We start from the raw sequence: 25,850 nt of genomic DNA on the forward strand, positions 1-25,850 counted from the left end.
AGCTATTTCTACTATATAGCATAATTGACTGATTACTAATAAAATAAAAAATATTCTAGTTCCGCGAAAACTCTGGTGATTTCTTATATTGGTATGCAGACCCAAGAAGTGCCAATAAAACCCAGTTTAAAAGTGGTGATGAAGTCTGATACTGAGATGCTTGATGAGGTAATGGTGGTTGCTTTCGGTACAGCAAAGAAGTCTGCATTTACGGGTTCGGCTAAGGTGGTTGGTACCGAAAAGCTGGAGCAGTCGCAAGTGACGAATGTTACTGATGCCTTGGCAGGTGCTGTGCCGGGTGTGACACTGACTTCCAATGACGGTGCTCCGGGTTCAAAGTCATCCATCAAGATTCGTGGTTTTAGCTCAATCAATGCAAAGAATGACCCTCTGATTATTGTGGACGGCGCTCCTTATAGCGGTGATATTAATAATATCAATCCTAACGACGTTGAGTCAATGACAGTATTGAAGGATGCGGCTTCCAATGCTCTTTACGGTGCTCGTGGTGCTAATGGTGTAATTATCATCACTACCAAAAGGGCCAATATGTCGGGAGAGGCTAAGGTGACTTTTGATGCTAAGTGGGGTGCTAACACTCGAGCGTTGCAGAAATATGAAGTGATTGACAATCCTGGCATGTACTACGAGATGCATTATCGTGCCATGAACAATTATTATAAGTCAACGGGAATGAATGACCAAGCTGCATGGCTTGAGGCAAACAAGAATCTGTTTGGCTCCAACGGTGGATTGGGATACAATGTATATACAGTTCCCGATGGGCAATTCCTCATCGGTCAGAACGGTAAACTTAATCCCAACGCCACATTGGGTAGAGTTGTGAATTATAAAGGACGTGACTATCTGCTGACTCCGGATGATTGGGAAGATGTGGGAATGCGTACCGGTCTGCGTCAGGAATACAACTTCTCGGTGAGCGCAGCCAATGAAAAGTCCTCTTTCTATGTTTCTTTAGGTTATCTTGGAAATGAGGGTATCACTGAAGGCTCTGACCTGAAACGTTTGACTGGTCGTTTGAAAGCTGATTATCAAGCTAAGAAGTGGTTGAAGATTGGCGGCAATATGGGATATGCACGTTTTGATTCCAACTCGTTGAGTAACAATGGTACCAGTTCGTCTATCGGTAATATATGGGCGTTTGTTACCCAAATGGCTCCCATCTATCCTGCCTACGTGCGCAATGCTGACGGTAGCATCATGATGGATAATAATGGTATTGGAATGATGGACTACGGTAGTGGTATCAACGCAGGTATGCAGCGTCCTTTCATTGCTGATGCCAACCCTATTCTGGATAATAAACTTAATACCAGAAACTCTGAAGGAAATGCCATTAACGGCAACGCCTTTGTAGATATAACTCCTATAGAAGGCTTGAAGGTGACATTCAATGGCGCTTTCAACTTGGATGAGACACGCTTTTCTTACGTGTACAATCCCTACTACGGACAGTTTGACTCCACCGGAGGTACAGTGAGCAAGTATCATACACGTACTTACGATTACAACTTGCAACAACTTGTTTCTTATGCCCGTTCGTTTGGCGACAATAACTTCGACATCCTTTTGGGTCATGAATATTATGATTACCGTTATTACTTTCTGGCTGCCAGCAAGTCGCAGATGTTCTCTCAAGATAATAAAGAACTGGACGGTGCCATTATCGACGGACAAGGTGCTTCTTCCTATAAAGAGCGTCGTAACAATGAAGGTTTCTTCGGCCGTTTGCAATACAATTATGACGAACGCATCTTCGGCTCGGCTTCTTTGCGTCGTGATGCTTCCAGCCGTTTCCATCCGGACCATCGCTGGGGTACATTCTGGTCGGTAGGCGGTGCGTGGCTTATCAACAAAGAAAGCTGGTTTGATGCTTCATGGGTGCAGGAACTGAAGTTGAAGGCTTCTATTGGTTCACAAGGTAATGACAATATCGGTGATTTCCTCTATACGGATAGATTTAACATTATCAACTCTAACAACAGCCTTGGTACTTCATTTAAATCTAAGGGCACTAAAGACATCACTTGGGAAACCAACACTAACTTCAATATCGGTGCAGAGTTCCAGTTGTGGAACCGTGTGACCGGTAGCATCGAGTACTACAGACGTAAGACTTCGGATATGTTGTTCTCATTTACCGTGGCTCCCTCATTGGGTTATGCTTCCTATATGGACAACGTTGGTAACATGGTCAATAGTGGTGTGGAAATGGACTTCAATGTGAATATCTTCGATACACGTAACTTTACGTGGGATGTGAATGTGAACATTTCAACCTTGAAGAACCGTATTACGATGCTTGATCCTGATAAGTTGATTACTACTGAGTATACAGCTGATGGAAAAGGATATAAGGGCTATTCTAACGGAAGCTTCTTCATTGGTGAGGATTTGTCTATGTTTACATGGCGCTTGAAGGAGTATGCCGGAGTGAATGAAAAGGGTGAGTCTTTGTTCTATAAGAATGTCAAGGACGAGGCCGGCAATATCACCGGACGTGAAACGACTACGAATCATGCTCAGGCTGACTATTACATCACAGAGGAAAGCTCAATACCTAAGGTGTATGGTGGTTTCGGTACCAAACTGAAAGTATATGGCGTGGACTTCGGCATAAACTTCACTTACCAGATTGGTGGTAAGCAATATGATGGTACGTATGCTTACTTTATGTCGTCACCTTATGGTACGGCTGGTTACAACTACCATAAGGATTTGCTGAACTCATGGACTCCTGAGAACACAAATACTAATATCCCTCGTTTCCAGATGAACGACCAATATTCAGGGGCAATGTCTACGCGCTTCTTGACAAATGCAAGCTTCTTGAATATCCAGAATATTAATGTGGGCTACACGTTACCTTCCAAGTGGACAAGAAAGTTGGCCATCAACTCATTGCGCGTGTATATGTCGGCAGAAAATGTTTTCTATTGGTCTAAACGTAAAGGGTTCGACCCACGTCAGTCATACGACGAGACAACCAATGCTACTTTCTATTCACCGATGCGTACCATCTCCGGTGGTGTGTCATTTGAGTTCTAAACCTAATATATAGATTACAATGATTATGAAGAAGAATATATTCAAACTATTTTCGGTTATGGTCGTATCGGCCACGGTATTGACCGGCTGTATAGAAGAGGTTTTTCCCGAAGATTCTACAGCGACCTCCGATCAGATTGGTGCATCGGCAACAGCAATTGAGGCTTCGCTTAATGGCTTGCCATCGCAAATGGTACAAGGCTATCTGGTGTACGGTAAGCAAACACATGAGACCGACCTTGCTTATCCCTCATTGATGTTGGCCCAGACAGAACTGCTGGGTGATGTCGTGGCTACGGATTACGGATATGACTGGTGGTGGCGCTTCAATGCCAATAATGGTATGAACGACACCGGCTATTATTCATATTTGCCTTACTTCACCCTATATAAGTTCGTTAAATCGGCCAATGACGTGATTGCGGCCGTTGATGTGACTGATCCCACAATTACCGATGAAATGCGTGGACTTGGAAGTATAGCTCATGCTTTCCGTGCATTGGACTATTATACGCTGATGGTACTTTTCGAACCGGTAGAAAACATCTATACCGATTGTAGCAAGGTACTGGGGCTGACGGTGCCCATCGTGACTGAGGCAACAACTAACGACATTGCGAAGAGCAATCCGCGTGCAACTCACGAAGAATTGGTGAATTTCATTCTTGCCGACCTTGACAAGGCAGAGATAGGTCTGGAGTCTTATACACCTGTCAGTAAGAATTTCCCCGACTTGGCGGTCGTATACGGTTTGAAGGCTAAAGTATATATGTGGGATGGTCAGTTTGCTAAAGCTGCCGAGTATGCCCGCAAGGCTATTGATAAATCGGGAGCAACACCTATGAGCGAATCACAGTGGCATAATCCCACTACCGGTTTCAATACGGCTACTTCTGCATGGATGTGGTACCTTCACCCCACGGCTTCCAATATGGGTAATCTTGCTAATTTCATTGGTCACATTTCCAATGAAGCGGATTGGGGATATGCTTCTTTGTCTAAGCTCCAGATGGCACGTTCACTTTATGACGCGATTCCTGCTACCGATTTCCGCAAATATTCTTACCTTGACCCGGACAGAAGTACTTACGCTTACCAGTCAGTGAGAGGCAATGCATGGCTGGATGAACAACCGGATTATATGTCATTGAAGTTCCGCCCCGTGGGTGGTGACTATAACACTTATTCTGTGGGTGCGGCTGCAGATATTCCCGTGATGCGTGTGGAAGAGATGTATCTCATAGAGGCTGAAGCAGTAGGTGCCAGCCAGGATGTGGCAGCAGGCGTACAGTTGTTGAATAACTTTATGAAGCAGTACCGTCAGAGCAATTACAATTTCAGTACGGGTGATTTGCGTAATTTCCAACTTGAGGTGTTGAAACAGATGCGTATCGAGTTCTGGGGTGAGGGAATCGCATTCCCCACGGCTAAACGTCTGAAACCGGATGTCATTCAGAATTATGAGGGTACCAACTTTATAGAAGATATCTTCAAGATAAACTGTAAAGGTGTGAAGCCCAACTGGACATTGATGATTCCTAAGACCGAGGTCGATTCAAATACTGCCCTTCAGGGAATGAACAATCCGGACCCGTCCGGTGCTATTGCTAAACGTCCTACTCCGATAGGGGAGTTTGCACCAGGTAACAATTAACCAATGAACTAACTTTTAATAGAATTTGTATATGAATAAGATATTCAATAAATTGTTTTTGGGCTTGGCCGTATGCGGTTTGGCTATGACGGCTTGTTCAGACGGTGTGGAGTGGGAGCCTTCTCCGGTTCCTACCGAGGGTGTACAAGCTTATATTTATGCTGATAACACTGATTTGACTTATTATCCGAATGATGAACAGGTTTTTGTGGTCAAAATCGGCCGTCAGAAAACAGATGCGGCTGCATCTATTCACTTGACTACAGATGCGGAGAACGTAACAGTACCGACAACGATTGATTTTGCTGCCGGTGAAGCACTCAAAGAAGTAAAGATTGCGTTTGACATAGCTGTGGGTACTACTGCATCTTATACTATTACCATTCCTGAAGAAGATTCCTACGTTTATGGTTCACCTAAGGTGACGGTCAATATAAAGCGTGACTATACTTGGCTCAATATAGGTACAGGCTACTATGCATCTCAATTATTTGGCGAGGGTTGGGATCAACCTGTGCTGAAGGCTAAAGAGGCTAACATCTATAAGCTGGAAGATTGCATTACGAAAGGATATCCCATCATGTTTACGCTAAGCGATGACAATCAAGAACTGATAGGTTGGGATCCTCAACCTACTGGTTATGACAAGACGGATTATGGTATGCTATACTTTGCAGCAGCAGGTATGGAGCGTAAAGGAAACGTGTTGTCTTTCCCGATGCAGGGCTTAGTAGTACTTGACAGTGGTAAATGGGGAGTACTGTATCAAGGATTCACGGAAACGCTGGAGATGCCGGAAGGGTTCTGATTATCCTGGCAATTAGATAATATGTAATTAGAAATGGCATGTAAGATGAAGTTTGACTTCATCTTACATGCCATTTCTCTATTGTGTCTGTTTTTATTTTATTCCCCTTTTTAAGGCGCTTCCGCCAAAATTATTTATATTTGCTGCCCGAACCAACAATACGTATATATAATAAGGTATAGAAACTATGAAAGAATTTGTAATCTCCGAAGTGCGGGCAGAAACAGCGATATTGGTAGGTCTTGTCACGAAGACCCAGGATGAGCGTAAGACCAATGAATATCTGGACGAGCTTGCATTCTTGGCTGAGACAGCCGGGGCGGAAGTAGTGAAGCGGTTTACCCAGAAGCTGGATCAGGCACATTCCGTGACCTACGTCGGCAAGGGCAAGCTGGAAGAAATCAGAGAGTATATCCGTAATGAAGAAGAAGCCGAACGTGAAGTCGGCATGGTGATTTTTGACGATGAACTTTCTGCGAAACAGATACGTAACATTGAAGCGGAGTTGAAGATTAAGATATTGGACCGTACTTCGCTCATTCTCGATATTTTTGCCATGCGTGCACAGACTGCCAACGCGAAAACGCAGGTGGAACTGGCGCAATACAAGTATATGCTTCCTCGTCTGCAACGTTTGTGGACTCACTTGGAACGCCAGGGTGGTGGCTCCGGTGCCGGTGGAGGTAAAGGTTCCGTGGGACTTCGCGGTCCGGGTGAAACGCAGCTGGAAATGGACCGCCGTATCATCTTGAACCGTATGTCATTGTTGAAGGAGCGCTTGGCTGAGATTGACAAGCAGAAGTCTACCCAGCGGAAGAACCGCGGACGCTTGATTCGTGTGGCATTGGTGGGATATACCAATGTAGGAAAATCCACATTGATGACTTTGCTTTCGAAAAGTGAAGTCTTTGCAGAGAATAAGCTGTTTGCCACGTTGGATACTACGGTGCGTAAGGTGATTATTGAGAACCTGCCGTTCCTGCTTTCTGATACAGTGGGCTTTATCCGTAAATTGCCGACGGATTTGGTAGACTCCTTCAAGTCTACTCTGGATGAGGTACGCGAGGCAGACTTGCTGTTGCATATCGTAGACATCTCTCATCCGGATTTTGAAGAACAGATAGAAGTTGTGAACAAGACGTTGGCAGATATCGGTGCCGCCGATAAGCCCATGATTCTTGTATTCAATAAGATAGACGCTTATACTTATATAGAGAAAGCGGCTGACGACCTTACCCCCAGAACCAAGGAAAACTTGACACTCGAAGAACTGATGAAGACGTGGATGGCCAAGATGGAGGATGACTGCCTCTTTATTTCTGCCCGCGAAAAAATCAATATGGAGGAACTGAAGAGTGTAGTTTATCAGCGTGTGAAGGAATTGCACGTGCAGAAGTACCCCTATAATGACTTTCTTTATCAGACCTACGAAGAAGAAATTTAATTTTAGTTATGAGTTATAAGTTATGAGTTATTTGCTGGCAGCGGTTTGAATTGGTAGTGCCGGCAAAGGCAATAACTTATAACTCATAACTCATAACTCGTTATAAGGATGAATTACAGAAGACTGACCGAAGATGAAATTCTCCGGTTGAAGAGCCAGTCATGTCTGGCTGATGATTGGGGGAAAGTAACCGTTGCAGAAGAGTTCTCAACGGAATTTGTGCATCATACCCGTTTTTCGGGTGAGGTGCGTTTGGGAGTGTTCCATTCAGAATTTATGTTGCCGGGAGGAATCAGGAAGCATTCCGGTTTGCGGCATGTGACGCTGCATAATGTAACGGTGGGAGATAACTGTTGCATTGAGAATATCCAGAACTACATTGCCAATTATGAAATAGGGCATGACACCTTCATTGAGAATGTGGATATTATTCTGGTAGACGGTGTGTCGAAGTTCGGTAACGGGGTAGAAGTGTCTGTCCTGAATGAGACGGGAGGCCGTGAGGTGCTGATTAATGATAAACTCTCCGCACACCAAGCCTATATTCTGGCGCTTTACCGCCATCGCCCGGAGCTGATTGCACGGATGAAGGAAATCACGGATTTTTATTCCAACAAACATGCTTCTGCTGTAGGAAGCATCGGGAACCATGTAATGATATTGAACACCGGTTCCATAAAGAATGTGCGCATCGGTGATTATTGCCGTATCTGTGGTACATGCCGTCTGTATAACGGAAGCATCAACAGCAACGAGGTGGCGCCGGTACACATCGGGCATGGGGTGATTTGTGATGATTTCATCATCTCTACCGGGTCTCATGTAGATGACGGAGCTATGCTGAGCCGCTGCTTCGTGGGGCAGGCATGTAAGTTGGGACACAACTACTCTGCCTCGGATTCTTTGTTTTTCAGCAACTGCCAGGGAGAGAACGGGGAGGCGTGCGCTATTTTTGCCGGACCTTATACGGTGACACACCATAAATCCACGTTGCTGATTGCCGGTATGTTTTCCTTTATGAATGCCGGTTCGGGGTCCAATCAGAGCAACCATATGTATAAGTTAGGGCCTATCCATCAAGGCACTTTGGAGCGTGGTGCCAAGACGACTTCCGATTCGTACATCTTGTGGCCTGCAAGGGTGGGAGCGTTCTCCTTGGTAATGGGGCGGCATGTCAACCATTCTGATACTTCGAACCTGCCGTTCTCTTACTTGATAGAGCAGAATAATACCACCTACCTCGTGCCCGGTGTCAACCTGCGTAGTGTGGGTACCATCCGTGATGCCCAGAAGTGGCCGAAGCGTGACGGGCGTACCGACCCGAACAAACTGGATTACATCAACTATAATCTTCTTAGCCCCTACACGGTGCAGAAGATGTTCAAGGGACGGGAAACGTTGCAGAATCTGCGCCATGCCAGTGGCGAGCTTTCGGACATCTATTCTTTCCATAGCGCGAAGATACGTAACTCGGCTTTGGTGAAAGGCATCCGCTTTTATGAAATTGCCATTCATAAGTTCCTCGGAAATTCTGTCATCAAGCGTTTGGAAGGCATCGACTTCCGGAGCGATGAAGAAATACGTGCCCGTTTGAAGCCCGATACTGCCATTGGCAGTGGCGAATGGGTGGATATTTCCGGATTGATAGCCCCGAAGAGTGAGATAGATGCGCTGATAGACGGTATTGAGTCCGGTAAAGTCGACCGCTTGAAGTCTATCAATGCCGAGTTTGAGAAGATGCACGGCAACTATTATACATACGAATGGACATGGGCGTATGAGAGGCTGGAAGAGTTCTATGGCATCAAACCGGAGAACATGACGGCAGAAGACGTTATGCGCATTGTCGAAAAATGGAAAGAAGCAGTAGTTGGCCTCGACCGCATGGTGTATGAGGATGCCAAGAAAGAATTTTCACTGGCTTCCATGACGGGCTTCGGTGCCGACGGCTCGCGCCTGGAAAAGGAACTCGACTTCGAGCAGGTGCGCGGCGACTTTGAAAGTAATCCGTTTGTGACGGCTGTACTGAAACATATAGAGGTGAAGACGGCGCTGGGCGATGAACTGATAGGACGGATGCGGCGGGTATCAGAAAAATAATTATGATTTGCCGCCTTTTTACTCTAATTAAAGAATTATTTCAATAATAGTTTTTACCTTTGCTCTGTAAAGGCGGTTTTGGGGCTGCCTTTGCTATCCGAATCACTTTTAAACATTAAATATACGAGTAATTATGGCAACAACACCTCCGTTCAAGTATCAGCCCATGTTCGAGAAAGGGAAAGATACTACTGAGTATTATCTGCTTACGAAAGATTACGTGTCGGTAAGCGAGTTTGAAGGAAAACCTATCCTGAAGATTGAAAAAGAAGGTCTGACGGCAATGGCCAATGCGGCTTTCCGTGATGTATCGTTCATGTTGCGTCGTTCGCACAACGAGCAGGTTGCTAAGATTCTGAGCGACCCCGAAGCAAGCGATAACGATAAATACGTGGCACTCACCTTCCTGCGTAATGCAGAGGTGGCATCCAAGGGGGTACTTCCTTTCTGCCAGGATACGGGTACGGCAATCATCCACGGCGAAAAGGGACAACAAGTATGGACCGGCTACTGTGATGAAGAAGCTCTTTCACTGGGTGTTTACAAGACTTATACCGAAGAGAACCTGCGTTATTCGCAGAATGCTCCCCTCACCATGTACGATGAGGTGAATACGAAGTGCAACCTTCCCGCACAGATTGACATCGAAGCTACGGAAGGTATGGAGTACGAGTTCCTCTGCGTAACCAAGGGTGGTGGCTCTGCCAACAAGACTTATCTCTACCAGGAGACAAAGGCTATCCTCAACCCCGAAACATTGGTTCCCTTCCTTATCTCAAAAATCAAGACTTTGGGTACGGCAGCTTGTCCTCCCTATCACATCGCATTCGTTATCGGCGGTACCTCTGCCGAAAAGAACTTGCTGACTGTGAAACTGGCTTCCACCCACTTCTACGATAACCTACCCACTACCGGCAATGAGTTCGGCCGCGCTTTCCGCGATGTGGAACTGGAGAAGCTGGTACTGGAAGAAGCTCATAAGATTGGCCTCGGTGCCCAGTTCGGCGGCAAGTATCTGGCTCACGACATCCGCATCATCCGCCTGCCGCGTCACGGTGCGTCCTGCCCCGTGGGTCTGGGTGTTTCCTGCTCTGCCGACCGTAACATCAAGTGTAAAATCAATAAAGAAGGTATCTGGATTGAAAAGCTCGACAGCAATCCGGGTGAACTGATTCCCGAAGAACTCCGTAAGGCCGGTGAAGGCGACGTGGTGAAGATTGACTTGAACCAGCCGATGGCCGATATTCTGAAGGAGCTGACCAAGTATCCGGTTTCCACCCGTTTGTCTCTGAATGGAACCATTATCGTAGGCCGTGACATCGCACACGCCAAGCTGAAAGAACGTCTGGACCGTGGCGAAGACCTGCCGCAGTACATCAAAGACCATCCCATCTACTACGCCGGTCCTGCCAAGACTCCTCAAGGCATGGCTTGCGGCTCCATGGGCCCGACTACTGCCGGACGTATGGACCCGTATGTAGACCTCTTCCAAAGCCACGGCGGCAGCATGATTATGCTTGCCAAAGGTAACCGCAGCCAGCAAGTGACAGATGCCTGCCAAAAGTATGGCGGTTTCTACCTGGGCTCTATCGGTGGTCCTGCCGCTATCTTGGCACAGAACAACATCAAGAGCATCGAGTGTGTGGAATATCCCGAGCTCGGTATGGAAGCTATCTGGAAGATTGAGGTGGAGAACTTCCCTGCATTTATCCTGGTGGACGATAAGGGCAACGACTTCTTCAAGCAACTGAAGCCCTGGAATTGCAGCAAGTAAAAACAGAAGCCTTTTAGAAAGGCATAATATAAGGAAAGCCGTAACGGAGAAAATCTTGTTACGGCTTTTTTGTTTTGTAGAGGGAAACAAAGTGTTTCGCGGCATAGAACACTCTGTTTCATCAAGCAAAACAAACTGAAACTCGTTCGGTATGCTGTATTACTTTGCCGGTTTCAACGGTTATCTATTGTTGGGGCATTATCTGAGGAACCATGACTGGACGGGCCGGCAACTCCGTGGCATCGGCATTCCCATGTTTGCCATTGGCTATGCTGTAACATTCATTGGTTTCCGCCATATGATATCCTTGCCGGATTTTACGGAGGAGATTCAGGGCTTATTATTTCCTCCAGATTCTCCACATATAGTAAGCGCAGTGCGTGAATGCGAAAACAAACGAGATAATCAGCAGCACTTTGCTTTCTCCCCATCCCACAGTCTGTTGGTGCCACAGTCCGGTGATGACACAAAGAACGGCAAGGATAAGTCCAATCATGTTCAAGGCCACCTGCCCGTGGCGGGTGGCGCCTCCATGCTCCAGCTTACTGTGCTTCATGCCGTAGCCCACGTAGATGTCCAGACCGATGAGCATCCACAGCACCAGGCGTATCCATGTATCGGCAGGAAGGAACAACATCATGCAAAGGCAAGTAAGAATACCCAGTATGGGGATAAGTGGAACAAGTGGGGTTTTAAAGGAACGGGGCACGTCAGGCATGGTTCTGCGTACCACCAATACAGCGGCACAGACTAGCGTGAAGGCCATCAGCGTGCCGATGCTTGTCATCTCTCCGGCCAGCCGTGCGGGTACAAAAGCTGCCAGTAGGCCCACAAGTGCCATGAAGAGCAGGTTGCTGCGTGCCGGAGTACGGAACTTTTCGTTGATATGCGAGAAGAAAGGAGGCAGCAGCCCGTCGTGGCTCATGCTTAGGAATACGCGGCTCTGTCCCAGTAGCGTCACCATGATGACGGAGCAATATCCGAACAGAATGGACAGTACGATGGCACGGTTCAGCCAGGGATAGTCTGGCTGGATGATACCTGCCGCATCAGCCTGCCCCATGTGCTCTATGGCTATGGCAACGGGAGCAATGCCTTGTTGTCCGCTGAAGGCGGTGTAGTGTGCCACTCCCGTCATGACGTGGGCAAAAACCATATAGAGCACGGTGCATACCAGCAGGGAGACCAGAATGCCGATAGGCATGTTCCGCTTCGGGTTCTTCGTCTCTTGGGCGGCTGTGCTCACGGCGTCGAACCCGAGGAAGGCGAAGAATACGATGGCCGCCCCTCGCATGATGCCGGAGAAGCCATATTCGCCCAGCACGCCCGTATTGGCAGGGATGTAAGGTGTATAGTTGTCGGTATTGATGTATTTCCAGCCGAGTATGACAAAAATCAGTATGACGGAAACCTTCAGGAATACAATGAAGCCGTTGAAGATGGAGCTGCCTTCCGTGCCCCGTATCAGGAAGAGGCTCATCAGCACTACGATAAGGAAGGCGGGGATATTTACGACTCCGCCATCCCAGGGACAGGCGGTGAGGGTTTGCGGTAGATGTATGTCCAGTCCCTCGAGAAAGACGACCAGATAGCGGCTCCAGCTGATGCTTACCGTGGTTGCGGCTACGGTGTATTCCAGTACCAGATCCCACCCGATAATCCAGGCGATGAGTTCACCCATCGTGGCATACGAGTAGGTGTATGCGCTGCCGGCTACGGGTATCATGGATGCAAATTCCGCATAACATAGTCCGGCGAAGCAGCATCCCAGTGCGGCAATGGCAAAGGACAGTGTGATGGCCGGTCCCGTATAGCCTGCCGCCACCGTTCCGGTGATGGAGAATAGACCCGCTCCGATGATGACTCCCACGCCCAGGGCAACAAGGCTCCACGGACCAAGTACACGTTTCAATGTTTTCTTTCCGGAGGCATTAGCCTCCGCTTGCAGTGCCTCGAATGGCTTTCTGATGAATAATCCCATTGTGCTTCAATTCTGATAAACCGGGCGCAAAGGTACGGATTATATTGCTTATTCCATATAGCGCGCTACTTTTCCACTGATTTGCAGTAGGGAGATTTCACATAATTTGGTATCATATTCCGCGGAGAGAATACGTTCTTCTGCATCCAGCAGACTCTTTTGGGCTTCGCGCATCTCGATTCCCGAGAGGTTGCCCAGCATATATCGTTCCATGGCAATCTCGTGGTTCTCCTTGGCAGCCACAAGGTTCTGGCGTTCCAGGTTCAGCATTTGCAGGTTGTTTTGGTAGGCCTGCCATAGGTTGCTGAGGTCGGCGCGCAGGGCTTGCTCCAGTTGCTCCCGTTCCAGGCGAGCGTTCTGCACGGCAATGCGGGCATTCTTGCGTTCGCGGCGCCGGTTGCCGTCGAACAGATTGAAGCCGACCGTGACGCCGAAGTTCAGACCGAGGTTGCTGCGGCGGCTGTTGGCAGAGATGTCGTACTTGTTGAGGGTGTAGCCGTATCCGCCGTTCATCTTCACGTATGGGTAGTCGCGCGAGCAGACTTTCTTGTAGTCCAGACGGGCCAAGGTATTGTTCTGTTCGGCACGTAGCAGTGAGGCGTTGATGGTGAGGGTGGCGTTCCACAGCTCCTCGAAGTTCAGGGAGGCGGTCACGTTGATGAGGCTGTCTTGTATGATAAACGGCTGGTCTACATCTTTGTTTGCCATGAGTTCGTTCAGCTGGATACGTGAGGTGTGCAGCAGTTCCTGCTGTTTCATGTATTGGGCACTGTCGGCATTGAAGTCCACTTTGGCCTGCTGGTAGTCCAGGCGCGAGAAGTTACCGATGTGGTAACGCTCTTCCACAATGCGCAGGCGCTCTTTGGATAGCGATACGGCATAACGGAAGTTCTTCAGGCGGATTTTCTGCTGCACATAGTTATAGTATTCGGCGGCTATGTTGGCTATCAGGTCCTCGATGGCGATGCGCGTATTGGTCTCGCCTTGGCGTTCCAGCTCCTTGAGCCGTTGGTAGTTGGCGGTAATGTTGAAACCGTCGAAGATGGTCCAGTTCAGGTTGATGCCTGCATCGAGAGTTTGGTCGAACACTCCGTTGTCCTTGGTTGTCTCTCCGGTGGCTCGGGCTTTGGTCTCGGTATTGTCTATGGTTCCCTTGTAGCCGGCGGAGAGGTCCAGTGTGGGCAGGTAGCCCGCATTGCCCAGTGTGGCGTTGTTCTTGCTGACCTGCTCTTCATTGCGGACAATGCGCAGGGAGTAGTTGTTCAGCAATCCCTGCTCTAGGCAGGACTTCAAGGTGTAGGTAGGCGCAGGCTGTGCATAAAGGCCCGGTGCTGTGCAGACGATGGCTATGAAAATTAAAACAATGCGTTTCATTCGGTCTTCAGTTTACTTCGGTTCGTTGATACATAACTATATATGGCAGGCACGATGTACATCGTCAGCAGTGTGGAGATGAGCATGCCGCCTACGACGGCAGTACCCATGGCGATGCGCTGGTTGCACCCTTCGCCGGTGGCAAATGCCAGCGGTATCAGTCCTAGTATAGTAGAGGCACTTGTCATCAGGATAGGGCGCAGGCGTTGCAAGGCGGCATCTTTGATGGCCATCATCTTTTCTTCGCCCGCATCTTGCTTCTGGTTGGCAAACTCCACGATAAGAATACCGTTTTTGGCTACCAGACCTATCAGCATGATGATGCCGATTTGGCTGAAGATGTTCATGGTAATACCTCCGAAATACATGAATACCAGTGCGCCGGCAATCGCGAGAGGCACCGTCAGCATGATAATCAGCGGATCCTTGAAGCTTTCGAACTGGGCGGCAAGAATAAGATAAATCAGTACGATGGCGAGTATGAAGGCAAACATCAGACTCGACGAACTTTCGCGATACTCTTTTGAGTCGCCCGTCAGTGCGGTACGGAACGAGTCATCCAGAGTTTCCTTGGCTATCCGGTCCATCTCGTCCAGTCCCTGACCGATGGTCTTCCTGTCGGCAAGTCCGGCAGAAACGGTGGCGGCGACGAAGCGGTTGTAGCGGTAGAGCTTGGGAGGGGCGATGCCGCCGGTCAGCTCTATCAGGTTGTCCAACTGTACCATGTTCCCGTTGTCGCTTCGGATATAGATGCCCTTCAGGTCGGCGGGCTTGTTACGTTGCTGGCGGTTGATTTCGCCTAATATCTCATATTGCTTTCCGTTCATGTAGAAGTATCCCATGCGCTGTCCGCTCAAGCCGTATTGCAGGGTTTGGGCAATGTTCTTGGTGCTTACGCCCATGATGCTTGCTTTGTCGCGGTTGATATTGATGCGTGCTTCGGGTTTGCTGAATTTAAGGTTCACGTCTGCCATCTGGAATACAGGACTTTCGTAGACTTTCGTCATAAACTTGGGCAGCACTTCCTGTAACTTCTCGATGTTGGTGGCCTGCAACACGTATTGCACAGGCATGCCGCCACGCCGTCCTCCGAACGAGGAGGATTGCTGCACGAAAGAACGCGCCTTGGTTTTTTTCTGCACCATTTTCGATAGTCTTTCAGCCACTTCCATTTGGGTATAGTCGCGGTCTTTCATATCTTTTAGCGTGATGCGTACATTGCCGCTACCGCTTGATACGCGCGCAGTCACTGCTTCGGCGTCCGGTACGAGGGAGTCTACCAGTTGGTTGATGTCTTCAGTGTAGTCGCGGATATACTCGTAGGTCACACCTTCGGCTCCCATCGTGTTGATGCTGATTTGCGAACGGTCTTCCAACGGCGCCATTTCTGCGGGTATCGTGTTCCAGAGGAAGCCGATGAGGAGAATAGTGATTACGGTAAAGGGCACCGTCATCCAGCGTTGTTTCAGCAGGGCGTTCAGCGAGCGGCTGTATATCCGGTTCATCCCTTCAAAGAAAGGTTCGGTCTTACGGTAGAACCAGCTTTGCTTTTCGCGTTTCACCAGGAGTTTGGTGGCAAGCATCGGGGTAAAGGTCAGTGCGGCAAATGAAGAGATAACCACCGAACCGGATACTAGTATACTGAATTCGCGGAACAGCCGTCCCGTCATGCCATCCATGAACACAATGGGGAAGAACACGGCAACCAACGTGATGGTGGTGGAGATTACAGCAAAAAAGATTTCCTTGGCTCCCTCGATGCCTGCCTCCTTAGGAGGCATTCCTTTTTCTATGCGGACGTAGATGTTTTCAGTCATTACGATGGCATCGTCCACCACTAAGCCTACGGCCAGCACTACTGCCAGCATGGAAAGCACATTGATGGAGAAGCCTGCCAGATACATTACGAAGAAGGCACCGATGAGCGAAACCGGAATCACGATGCACGGTACCAGTGTCACGCGCCAATCGCGCAGGAAGAGGAAGATGATAATGATAACAAGCACAAAAGCCTCGTATACCGTCTGTTTCACCTCGTTGATGGAGGCGCGGATAAACTTGGTGTTGTCGAAACCGTAGTTGTATTGAATGTCTTCGGGCAAGTCTTTTTTCATCTTCTCCATGCGGTCATATACGGCATTGGCTATTTCTATGTGGTTGGCGCCCGGCTGCGGAATGACTACGATACCCACCATGGGTACACCGTTCATCTTCATATAACTCTTGATGTCGGCAGGGCCCAGCTCGGCACGTCCTATGTCGCTGAAACGGACGATACGGTTGCCATCTTCTTTCAGAATAAGGTTGTTGAACTCTTCCGCCGTATGCATCAGTCCCAGTGTGCGGATGGTGAGTTCGGTGGTATTTCCTTCGATACTGCCGGAGGGAAGTTCCACATTTTCCTGATCTACGGCATTCTTCACGTCCATGGGAGTGATGCCGTAACCGGACATCTTGATGGGGTCTAGCCAAAGACGCATGGAGTAGCGCTTCTCTCCCCAGATGCTTACGCTGCTGACGTCGGAGATTGTTTGTAGCTGTTCCTTTACGGTGAGGTCGGCAATTTCGCTCAACTCCAATAGGGAACGTTTGTCACTCTGGAGTGCCACCATCAGGATAGGCATGGCATCGGCATCCGCTTTTGAAACTGTAGGCGGGTCACAGTCGCGAGGCAGGTAGCGTTGCGCGCGCGACACTTTATCGCGCACGTCGTTTGCGGCTGTTTCCAGGTCAACGGAAAGCTCGAACTCCACTGTGATGCGTGATGAACCCTGTTGGCTGACACTGGATAGGGAACGTATGCCGGGAATGCCGTTGATGTTCTGCTCCAGAGGTTCTGTTATCTGGTTCTCGATAACATCGGCGTTGGCACCCGGATAGGAGCAGGACACCGATATGATGGGATTATCTACGGACGGGTATTCGCGTACACCCAGGTAATTGTAGCCGATGAAACCAAATAGCAGAATTATCATGGTAAGTACTGTTGAGAGTACCGGTCGCCGTATGCTTAATTCGGATATATTCATGTTCAGTTGATAATTGATGGTTGATAATTGATGATTGACAAAGAAGAATTGGTTGCAGATAATGGTTGTTTGATGTGTTCGTTCTCCATTATCAATTCTTCATTTTTCAATTAACAGCGTCCAGTGTTACCGGCAGTCCGGTACGAAGTTGCAGCGTTCCTGAAGTAATGACGGTGTCACCGGCTTGCAAGCCTTGCAATACTTGTACTTCCGCTTCCGTACGGATTCCCGTAGTAATCTCTATCGGTTGGGCTTTTCCGGATTTATAGAGGAATATCTTGTCCTTTCCCATTTCAGGTACGATAGCTTCGGAAGGTACGGCAAGGGCATCCTGAATTTCGTCCTTGTTCAGCTTGATGCTGGCATAGCGGCCCGGCAGCACGGTTCCGTTGGCATTAGGATAAAGGGCACGGATAGTCAGCGTATGGGTGGCAGGGTCTATCTTCGATTCGCGGGCATAGACCGTAGCGTGGAAAGCGTTTAGCTTTCCTTCAAGGGTAAAGTCCAGTCCGGCACCTGTCTTTACATCATTGGCATACCGCTCGGGAACGGCAAATTCTACTTTCAGGGGTGAAATCTTGGTAAGCTTGGCCACGATGGTCGTAGGCGAGGCGTAAGTGCCCACGCTGACTTGACGCAGACCGATGACACCGTCAAAGGGAGCACGAAGCTCGGTTTGTGCGATGTTCGATTCTATCAGGTCGATGTCGGCATTCAAGGTGGCAAGTTCTGTCTTTACTTGTTCGTAGGCTTCCTTGCTGACGGCATCTCTTTCCAATAGGGCATTCTGGCGGAATACACGGTCTTCCGCTAGCTTTAATTGGGAGACGAGACGTTGCAGTTGTGCTTGCAACGGCCGGTCGTTCACTTTGGCAAGCAACTGTCCCTTCTTGACAAAGCTGCCTTCTTCAAAATTTATTTCTACGATTTTACCGGATGTCTCGAAGGAAAGGTCCACTTCCTCGTCCGGTAGCAGGCTGCCGCTGATTTGTATCTCATCTTTCAGCAGTTGCGGTTTGATTATTTTTGCATTTACATTTAGAATTTTCTTACCGTCATGTCGACCGGCCATCACCTTGTCGGCAGCAGTCAATGCTTCATTCTCTTTAGGTAATTGGGAGTAGATTCCTCCTCCAATCAGTCCGGCACCAATCATGATGATGATGCCCCATTTTACTCTTTTATTCATGTTGTAGTCTTAGTAGCAATAAAATCAACCTTAAATTAGACTACGGGAGAAGAGAATAGTTTAAAAGATAAAGAGTTAAAAAAGTGTAAGAATACAGACTGGAAAGGTGATAAAATGACAAATCAGTAAGCAGCCCGGTATTTTCCCTCCTCCTTGTCCTCCAGCATGTTCAGATAGGAAGCGTATCGTGACTCACTGATATAGTGCTTCTCGACAGCTTCGCGTACAGCACATCCGGGTTCGTGGCGGTGGGTACAGTTGCCGTAGCGGCAGTCGGCGGATGTCTTGAATATTTCCGGGAAGTAGTGTCCTATCTCTTCTTCTTCCATATCGAATGTCCCGAAACCTTTGATGCCCGGAGTGTCGATAATATATCCGTTGCCCGGAACCGGGAACATTTCCGAGAAGGTCGTGGTGTGCATGCCTTTATTGTGATAGGTGGATATTTCTCCGGTCTTAATCTCTATATCGGGCAATATTGCTTTGATGAGTGTCGATTTCCCCACCCCTGAATGTCCGGAAAAGAGGGTTGTCCGTCCTTTGAGTTCTTCTTTGATGGTGTCGATGCCTTCCCCTTTTTTGGCAGAAACCTTGAAACAGGGATAGCCGATGGTGGTGTAAAGGTTGATTAGGCTGTCCAAGTAGTGCAGCTCCTCTTCATCGTAGGCATCCACTTTGTTGAATATAATCTTGACGGGAACACTGTATGCTTCGGCAGAGGCGAGAAAACGGTCTATAAAGGTAGTGGAGGTATCGGGATAGTTCACTGTCACTATGAGCATGCACTGGTCGAGATTGGCGGCAAGAATGTGCGATTGCTTGGAAAGGTTGGAGGCGCGACGGATGATGTAATTCTTTCTGTCCTCTATTTCGCTGATAAAGGCCGTACCTTCCTGGTTCAGTATGATTTTCACATTGTCACCCACAGCTACGGGGTTGGTGCTTCGTATGCCTTTCAGCCGGAAGTTCCCTTTGATTTTGCATTCGATGTCCCTTCCGTCGTCAGTCCGTACCAAGTACCAGCTTCCGGTGTTTTTTATAACGAGTCCCCTCAAAATAGTTGAAAGTTGATAGTTGAAAGTTGAACATGGAGAGTTGAAAGGCGCCTATATTGGGTATATCAGGTCATTTTCAACTTTCCATGTTTCGTTTTCAACTTAATTAAACGGTCATGATTTCTTTATCCTTTGCAGCCAGCATGTCATCAATCCGTTTGATGAACTTGTCGTGAATCTTCTGCAACTTCTCTTCACCGCCTTTCTGGGCATCCTCTGCCAGTCCGTCTTTTACAGATTTCTTCAAGGCGTCGATGGCATCACGGCGTGCATTGCGTACGCTGACTTTGGCAGTTTCTCCTTCTCCCTTGCATTGTTTGGCAAGTTGTTTACGGCGTTCTTCCGTCAGCGGCGGGATGCCGATACGGATAATCTCACCATTGTTTTCGGGCATAATGCCGAGGCTGGAGTCAATGATGGCCTTTTCAATGACGCGGAACATGCTCTTATCCCATGGCTTGATGGCAATGCTGCGTGCGTCGGGAGTGGTTACGGCTGCCACATTGTTGATGGGAACCATACTTCCGTAAGAATCCACACGGATACCATCCAGTAAACGGATGTCAGCTTTTCCGGCGCGGATATGAGCCAATGCCTCGTCCAGATACATGATGGCCATGTCCATACTTTCTTGCGCTTCGTCTAAGATGTCTTTTACGTCTCTCATATTATTTTCGTTTTTTGGAATAGCTTTAAATTGGAAACTTTGCAAATATAATTATTAAATCGGGAATTGGGAATTAAGAATTGAATAACATTCGGTTTTTATTCCCATTTCTCAATTTTCAATTCAATTATGCACCAGTGTACCGATGTCTTCTCCTTGCATCACTTTTTTCAGATTGCCCACTGTGTCCATGTCAAAAACGATGATAGGCAGATTGTTCTCCTTGCACATGCAGGTGGCGGTGAGGTCCATCACTTTCAAACCGCGCTTCAACACTTCATCGTAGGTGATGTCGTGGAACTTCGTGGCCGTCGGGTCTTTCTCCGGGTCGGCGGTATAGATGCCGTCCACACGGGTACCTTTCAGCATGACATCTGCTTCAATCTCGATGCCGCGCAGGCTGGAACCGGTATCGGTAGTGAAGAACGGATTGCCTGTACCGGCGGACATGATAACTACTTCACCTGCTTCCATACATTCGATGGCGCGCCATTTATTGTAGAATTCGCCGATGGGTTCCATACGTACGGCAGTCAGCACGCGGGCTTTTACCCCGGCAGCCACTAAGGCGGAACTGAGGGCAAGACTGTTGATAACGGTTGCCAGCATGCCCATCTGGTCACCTTTCACACGGTCGAATCCCTTGTTGGCGCCGCTCAATCCGCGGAAAATGTTTCCACCGCCTATCACGATACCTATTTGTACTCCCAATCCGTGGATTTCCTTGATTTGAGTTGCGTATTCGGCAAGGCGTTTCTCGTCGATGCCGTATTGCTTTTCGCCCATCAGGCTCTCGCCGCTGAGCTTCAATAAGATTCTTTTGTATGTTGCCATAATATATAGGTTTTGTTATACTTTGTTTGTACGCAAAGATAATGTAAACATTTAAAGAGTGGAGGAAAAATCGGGTAAAATCTTCTATGCTCATGGCTTTTTCATTTACAGGAGTTATCACTTTGCACCGTTCCGTGAGGAGTTAAAGAAATTAGAGCCGATACTATCGCGTATGCAGTCATAAAAGTATTGGTTTTTAACTCCTGTAAATGAAAAAAACGTACTATACATACCGAATCCGGAAGCAATTGTACACGCTCTGCCACTCGGAAGCCGGACGGACAACCTCTACTTGGAGCGTGTAAACCTCTACTTGGGCATCCTGAAGTTGACAACTGAATACAGCAGGTTGACAGACTCTTGTGTCTAATTTGACAGACACTTGTGTTCAGCCCGACAGACACCGGAGTCTGTCAGACATGCCGGAGAGGGCTTTCACCGCCAGTCTCCGAAGGGAAGAGAAGTTTCACCGGAAATGCCGATGGATAGGGCGTTTCAGAAAAGGGTGAAAGATGTGGAAGCGCAATAATGCAAGTAAAATGGGCCGGTTTCAGCTACTGATTCGCATTAGTTGCTTTTCTTGCTTCTTATCATCGGGAGTCTTGGAAACAGTTTCCTGAAACGGACCAGATGACTTGTGATGTTTCCCCCTGCGATGACGAGTGTTACGGCTACGATAATCATCACCAGTCCGACGCTTTCTCTGACAGTCAAGCCTTCTCCAAAGACGGTGATTCCGAAGAAGATGGCCGTCACGGGTTCCAATGCGCCGAGAATGGCGGTCGGGGTGGAACCGATATATTGGATGGCACCGGTGGTGCAGAGGAAGGAGATGGCGGTGGGAAAGACAGCCAATGCAAGCAGATTACCCCACAGATACCACTGGTCCGGTGTGTTCAGTACTCCGGAATAGAGCAGGCGTGCCACAAAAAGCGACAGGCCGAAAAGAAGAACATAGAAGGTGACTTTAAGCGTAGCCACATTCTTCAACGATGTCTGGTTGATGCCCACGATGTATATGGCATAGGAAAGGGAAGAAGCGAAAACCAGCAGTGTACCTATCAGGCTCAGCGTGCTGCCATCCTCACTTTCATAGAGCAGTCCGATTCCTCCCAGTGCAAGCAGCATGCAGACGATAGTTTGCAGTGCCAGCTTCTCTTTGAAAACCATAGCCATAATAAGAGCTACCATGATGGGATAGACGAACAACAGGGTAGACGCTATGCCGGCTGCCATGTAGTTATAGCTCAGAAAAAGCGTCAGTGAGGAGAGGGCTACGAGCAATCCCATGATGATAAGCGGAAATGTTTCTTTCCGCTGTATCTTGAATGTTCGCCCTCTCGCTTTTATCATGATGCCCAGCAATGGGATGGCAAAAAGGTATCTGAAAAAGAGTACCGAGTCCGGATTCATGCCGGCTTTGTACAACGGGAGGGCAAACAATGGATTCATACCGTAGGAAGCTGCGGCGATGGAACCCAAAATATATCCTTTGGCTTTTGCGTTCATATCTTTATCTGTAAATTAGCGCGCAAAGGTAGATATTTACTTTGGTTTCCTTTCTCTTTTCTGTATGAAAACCGTATGAATTCTATCCTTATGCCTTCAGTGTATAGTCACCAGCTTCTTCCGTCACCGTCTTTTGCAATTCTTCGAGAGTCTTTTCTCCGTCTGAAAACTCTATGGTGGCTACCGGAGGGTCTAGGGTTACGGTGGCGTGTACGCCCTCCATACTGTTTAATGCTTTCTCTACATGCATGCGGCAATGGTTGCACATCATGCCTTCTACCTTGAATTCTTTTTTCATGATTGTTTCTGTTGGTGGTTCAACTTTTTTGTTTTCTTCTCCTTTATGTATCTTTTTCCGTTTTAGCAGCAGGCTGTTACTTACTACGCTGACACTGCTGAATGCCATAGCTGCGCCGGCTATCATCGGGTTCAGCAGAAAGCCGTTGACGGGATAGAGTATTCCGGCTGCAATGGGTACACCTATTATATTATATATAAATGCCCAGAAGAGATTCTGCCGGATGGTCCGGACTGTCAGACGGGACAGCCGGAGGGCTTCCGGTATTTTTGTCAGATCGGAGGAGATGATAGTCATTTTGGCTACGTCCATGGCGATGTCGCTGCCTCCACCCATGGCGATGCTTAAGTCGGCTTGGGCAAGGGCGGCGCTGTCGTTGATGCCGTCGCCCGCCATCGCCACTTTCCGGCCTTCTGCTTGTAACCGGCTGATAAAGGCTGCCTTGTCCTGCGGCAGTACACTCGCTTGATAATGCGCGATGCCTGCTTTGCGGGCAATTTCGCGGGCGGTGGCTTCATTGTCTCCGGTCAGCATGTGGACTTCGATGCCGGCGGCGCGCAGCTCGCTGACGGCACGGATGGAAGTTTCCTTTATCCGGTCCGTGATTCCGGCTATTGCCAGTGCGTTTTCTCCGTCGGCAAACCAGATGACGGTCTGTGCTTCCGATGTCAGCCGGGCGGCCTCTTCCTGAAGGGACTGACTGACGGCAATCCGGTTCTCTTCCAGCAGTTTCCGGTTTCCGGCGAGGTAAGTCCGGCCTTGTGCCCGTCCTTTCACGCCTTTTCCGGTGATGCTTTCAAAGTCTTGAATCTCTATGGAGGCCGACTTCTGGAGATGGTTCACCACGGCGTCTGCCAACGGATGCTCCGAGAGCTTCTCCAGGCTATAGAAAATGTCCGGCATCGCATTGCCCGCAGTGGCGTCAGTACCGGGCGTCATTGCCTGCGCATCCCATATCAATCTGCTGACTACCGGTTTCCCTTCGGTCACAGTTCCGGTCTTGTCTAGTACCACGGTGTCTATCTTCTTGGCAATCTCCAGGCTTTCGGCATCTTTTATCAGAATGCCCCTTTCGGCTCCCTTGCCGATGCCTACCATGATGGCGGTAGGAGTAGCCAGCCCTAGTGCACACGGGCAGGCGATGATGACCACCGTGACAAATGCCAGCAATCCGTGGGTGAATCCGCCGGTTTCGTCCAGCAGCATCCATGCGATGAAGGCAAGCACTGCGATGCCTATAATGGTAGGCACGAATATCCCGGCTATCTTGTCCACCAGTTGCTGCACCGGGGCTTTACTTCCTTGCGCGTCCTGCACCATGTGTATAATCTTCGCCAGTAGTGTATCCGTGCCGACCTTCTCTGCCCGGAAGCGGAAACTTCCCTTCTGGTTGATGGTACCTGCAAAGACCTTGGCGTCTTTGTGCTTGGACACTGCTACGGGTTCACCGCTCAGCATGCTTTCGTCCACGTAGGAGGTACCTTCCGTCACGATGCCGTCCACGGCAATCCGTTCTCCGGGTTTCACCTGTACGATGTCGCCGGGGCGAATCTGCTCAATAGGGATAATGCGCTCAAAGGAAGAGTGAGGGACAGCGTGTCCTTCATCTACAATGATGGTCACGGTCTTGGGTTGGAGTCCCATCAGTTTCTTGATGGCGGTTGAGGTGTTTCCTTTCGCTTTTTCTTCCAGCAGGCGGCCCAGCAGTATAAAGGCTATGATGACACTTGCCGCCTCAAAATATACATGCGGATGGATGCCTCTGGACAGCCAGAAGTTAGGGAAGAGCATGTTGAACAGACTGAACAGATAGGCAGTCCCCGTACTGATGGCTACCAGTGTGTCCATATTGGCGCTGCCATGCTGCAACTGTTTCCAGGCGCTGCTGAAGAATCCCCGTCCCAGCCAGAAGACAACGGGAGTGGACAATGCCCACATGATGGGATTGGCATAGGACATATCCATAAAGAACATTCCGATGATGGCTATGGGCACGGACAGGATGACGGCCCAGGCCGTACGGAATTTCAATGCATTGAATTTCTTGCTGTGGGCTTCTTCCGCTTCTTCGAGCGTGTTGGTGTCCTGGTTTATCAACAAGTCATATCCGGCGGCTTGCACGGCTTGCTGCAATACTTCGGAAGAGCAATTCCGGGGGATGTATTCCACGGTTGCCGTTGCCGAAGCGTAGTTTACGGTTGCTTTTTTGACACCGGATTGCCGATTCAGTGTCTTTTCTACCCGTACTGCGCACGATGCACAACTCATTCCCAATACGGGAAATGTCTCTTGAACGATATTCTTGTCTGTCATGACAATTATGTTGTTTTGAAGTTTCGTCAATAAATTGAAGAACAAAGATACGCCAAAGAAGTTGGCGAAAGATTATGGTATTCCGGATTTAATTTATAGAATTTTGGTAGGGAACTTTATGCTGTGGGTGCTTTATACCTCGTCAAGTGACTTTCTTTTGTTTTCTTTCATCTTCTTGAAGTGGCTGGGAGTTAGCCCCGTTACATTTTTGAACTGTGAACTGAGGTAGGCGGTACTGGAGTAATTCAGTTTATCGGCAATCTCGTTCAGCGACAGTTCACCGTACACCAATAGTTCTTTGACACGCTCTATCTTTTGGGCTATGAGATACTTCTCGATGGTAGTGTTGGTTGCTTCAGAAAAAAACTTGCTCAACGTACTGTAATCCCGGTGGAATCTGGAAGCCAGATAATCGGATAGATTAACCTTCAGTTTATTGTCATGATAGTGTACCAGTTCGATAATGGCATTCTTTATCAATTCTGTCATTTGCGACTTTTTGTCGTCAATCAGTTCGAAACCGAGAGGTTCGAGCGCATCCTTTACCGTTTGGTAGACCTTGTCTGTTACTTTCTCAGGCAGTATGGCAATGCCCAGTTCTACTGATTCGGGTTGCAGACCTAAACTTTCGAGCTGGCTTTTCACTACCATGATGCAGCGGTTGCACACCATGTTCTTGATGTGCAGCGCGTTTTCCTGATGTATGGTCATATCTATATCGGTCATAGCGCTGCAAAGATAGCGCAAACCGT

At 48.5% G+C, this 25,850-nt stretch carries 15 protein-coding genes and 2 pseudogenes; 7 read left to right on the forward strand and 10 right to left on the reverse strand.

Annotated elements, in window-relative coordinates:
* Positions 1-57: 57 nt before the first annotated feature.
* The 7 genes and pseudogenes from M1B78_RS07490 to M1B78_RS07520 all read left to right on the forward strand — a co-directional run.
* Positions 58-3,069 (forward strand): annotated as a pseudogene (locus M1B78_RS07490) (SusC/RagA family TonB-linked outer membrane protein); the annotation flags it as partial.
* Positions 3,070-3,094: 25 nt separating this feature from the next.
* Positions 3,095-4,723, forward strand: coding sequence for a RagB/SusD family nutrient uptake outer membrane protein (locus M1B78_RS07495; protein WP_229077914.1), 1,629 nt, complete (start codon positions 3,095-3,097; stop codon positions 4,721-4,723).
* 31 nt (positions 4,724-4,754) lie between these two features.
* Positions 4,755-5,531 (forward strand): hypothetical protein, encoded by a 777-nt coding sequence (locus tag M1B78_RS07500; RefSeq protein WP_136009522.1) that lies wholly within the window; start codon positions 4,755-4,757, stop codon positions 5,529-5,531.
* Positions 5,532-5,718: 187 nt separating this feature from the next.
* On the forward strand, positions 5,719-6,975 hold the full coding sequence (gene hflX / locus M1B78_RS07505; protein WP_257940317.1) for a GTPase HflX: 1,257 nt from the start codon (positions 5,719-5,721) through the stop codon (positions 6,973-6,975).
* Between the two features lie 108 nt (positions 6,976-7,083).
* Positions 7,084-9,075: a DUF4954 family protein gene (locus M1B78_RS07510; RefSeq protein WP_257940318.1), complete on the forward strand. Its 1,992-nt coding sequence runs from the start codon at positions 7,084-7,086 to the stop codon at positions 9,073-9,075.
* Between the two features lie 133 nt (positions 9,076-9,208).
* On the forward strand, positions 9,209-10,849 hold the full coding sequence (locus M1B78_RS07515; protein WP_005824254.1) for a fumarate hydratase: 1,641 nt from the start codon (positions 9,209-9,211) through the stop codon (positions 10,847-10,849).
* 139 nt (positions 10,850-10,988) lie between these two features.
* Positions 10,989-11,219, forward strand: a pseudogene (locus M1B78_RS07520) (acyltransferase); the annotation flags it as partial.
* Here M1B78_RS07520 and M1B78_RS07525 read toward each other — a convergent pair.
* From M1B78_RS07525 to M1B78_RS07570, 10 genes are all read right to left on the reverse strand, one after another.
* Positions 11,190-12,830, reverse strand: coding sequence for an amino acid permease (locus tag M1B78_RS07525; RefSeq protein ID WP_257940319.1), 1,641 nt, complete (start codon positions 12,828-12,830; stop codon positions 11,190-11,192). The pseudogene M1B78_RS07520 and the gene M1B78_RS07525 sit on opposite strands and share 30 nt — an antisense overlap.
* Positions 12,831-12,878: 48 nt before the next feature.
* The gene (locus tag M1B78_RS07530) at positions 12,879-14,204 is read right to left on the reverse strand and encodes a TolC family protein (protein WP_257940320.1); all 1,326 of its coding nucleotides are present in this window, start codon (positions 14,202-14,204) and stop codon (positions 12,879-12,881) included.
* Positions 14,201-17,233 carry an efflux RND transporter permease subunit gene (locus tag M1B78_RS07535; RefSeq protein WP_257940321.1) on the reverse strand — a complete coding sequence of 1,011 codons (3,033 nt, stop codon included), beginning with the start codon at positions 17,231-17,233 and terminating at the stop codon, positions 14,201-14,203. Before M1B78_RS07535 ends, M1B78_RS07530 begins: the two co-directional genes overlap by 4 nt.
* Positions 17,234-17,339: 106 nt before the next feature.
* Positions 17,340-18,422, reverse strand: a complete 1,083-nt coding sequence (locus M1B78_RS07540; protein ID WP_257931591.1) for an efflux RND transporter periplasmic adaptor subunit — start codon at positions 18,420-18,422, stop codon at positions 17,340-17,342.
* A gap of 122 nt (positions 18,423-18,544) precedes the next feature.
* The gene (gene rsgA, locus M1B78_RS07545) at positions 18,545-19,477 is read right to left on the reverse strand and encodes a ribosome small subunit-dependent GTPase A (RefSeq protein ID WP_176468891.1); all 933 of its coding nucleotides are present in this window, start codon (positions 19,475-19,477) and stop codon (positions 18,545-18,547) included.
* A 106-nt stretch (positions 19,478-19,583) separates the two neighbouring features.
* Complete coding sequence (gene frr, locus M1B78_RS07550) at positions 19,584-20,144, reverse strand: ribosome recycling factor (RefSeq protein ID WP_025834253.1); 561 nt, start codon at positions 20,142-20,144, stop codon at positions 19,584-19,586.
* Between the two features lie 123 nt (positions 20,145-20,267).
* On the reverse strand, positions 20,268-20,978 hold the full coding sequence (gene pyrH / locus M1B78_RS07555; protein ID WP_257940322.1) for a UMP kinase: 711 nt from the start codon (positions 20,976-20,978) through the stop codon (positions 20,268-20,270).
* 567 nt (positions 20,979-21,545) lie between these two features.
* The gene (locus tag M1B78_RS07560) at positions 21,546-22,487 is read right to left on the reverse strand and encodes a DMT family transporter (protein WP_257940323.1); all 942 of its coding nucleotides are present in this window, start codon (positions 22,485-22,487) and stop codon (positions 21,546-21,548) included.
* An 88-nt stretch (positions 22,488-22,575) separates the two neighbouring features.
* Positions 22,576-25,098 (reverse strand): heavy metal translocating P-type ATPase, encoded by a 2,523-nt coding sequence (locus tag M1B78_RS07565; protein ID WP_257940324.1) that lies wholly within the window; start codon positions 25,096-25,098, stop codon positions 22,576-22,578.
* A gap of 132 nt (positions 25,099-25,230) precedes the next feature.
* The gene (locus M1B78_RS07570) at positions 25,231-25,824 is read right to left on the reverse strand and encodes a helix-turn-helix domain-containing protein (protein ID WP_257931588.1); all 594 of its coding nucleotides are present in this window, start codon (positions 25,822-25,824) and stop codon (positions 25,231-25,233) included.
* Positions 25,825-25,850 lie beyond the last annotated feature (26 nt).

The organism is Bacteroides muris (ex Fokt et al. 2023) (genome assembly GCF_024704895.1).
GTDB classification, from domain to species: Bacteria; Bacteroidota; Bacteroidia; order Bacteroidales; family Bacteroidaceae; genus Bacteroides; species Bacteroides muris.

Excerpts from the sequence above, each read along its gene's own strand:
- M1B78_RS07495 (WP_229077914.1), top strand. The coding sequence starts at position 3,095 with ATGAAGAAGAATATATTCAAACTATTTTCGGTTATGGTCGTATCGGCC.
- M1B78_RS07500 (WP_136009522.1), top strand. The coding sequence starts at position 4,755 with ATGAATAAGATATTCAATAAATTGTTTTTGGGCTTGGCCGTATGCGGT.
- hflX (WP_257940317.1), top strand. The coding sequence starts at position 5,719 with ATGAAAGAATTTGTAATCTCCGAAGTGCGGGCAGAAACAGCGATATTG.
- M1B78_RS07510 (WP_257940318.1), top strand. The coding sequence starts at position 7,084 with ATGAATTACAGAAGACTGACCGAAGATGAAATTCTCCGGTTGAAGAGC.
- M1B78_RS07515 (WP_005824254.1), top strand. The coding sequence starts at position 9,209 with ATGGCAACAACACCTCCGTTCAAGTATCAGCCCATGTTCGAGAAAGGG.
- M1B78_RS07525 (WP_257940319.1), bottom strand. The coding sequence starts at position 12,830 with ATGGGATTATTCATCAGAAAGCCATTCGAGGCACTGCAAGCGGAGGCT.
- M1B78_RS07530 (WP_257940320.1), bottom strand. The coding sequence starts at position 14,204 with ATGAAACGCATTGTTTTAATTTTCATAGCCATCGTCTGCACAGCACCG.
- M1B78_RS07535 (WP_257940321.1), bottom strand. The coding sequence starts at position 17,233 with ATGAATATATCCGAATTAAGCATACGGCGACCGGTACTCTCAACAGTA.
- M1B78_RS07540 (WP_257931591.1), bottom strand. The coding sequence starts at position 18,422 with ATGAATAAAAGAGTAAAATGGGGCATCATCATCATGATTGGTGCCGGA.
- frr (WP_025834253.1), bottom strand. The coding sequence starts at position 20,144 with ATGAGAGACGTAAAAGACATCTTAGACGAAGCGCAAGAAAGTATGGAC.
- pyrH (WP_257940322.1), bottom strand. The coding sequence starts at position 20,978 with ATGGCAACATACAAAAGAATCTTATTGAAGCTCAGCGGCGAGAGCCTG.
- M1B78_RS07560 (WP_257940323.1), bottom strand. The coding sequence starts at position 22,487 with ATGAACGCAAAAGCCAAAGGATATATTTTGGGTTCCATCGCCGCAGCT.
- M1B78_RS07565 (WP_257940324.1), bottom strand. The coding sequence starts at position 25,098 with ATGACAGACAAGAATATCGTTCAAGAGACATTTCCCGTATTGGGAATG.
- M1B78_RS07570 (WP_257931588.1), bottom strand. The coding sequence starts at position 25,824 with ATGACCGATATAGATATGACCATACATCAGGAAAACGCGCTGCACATC.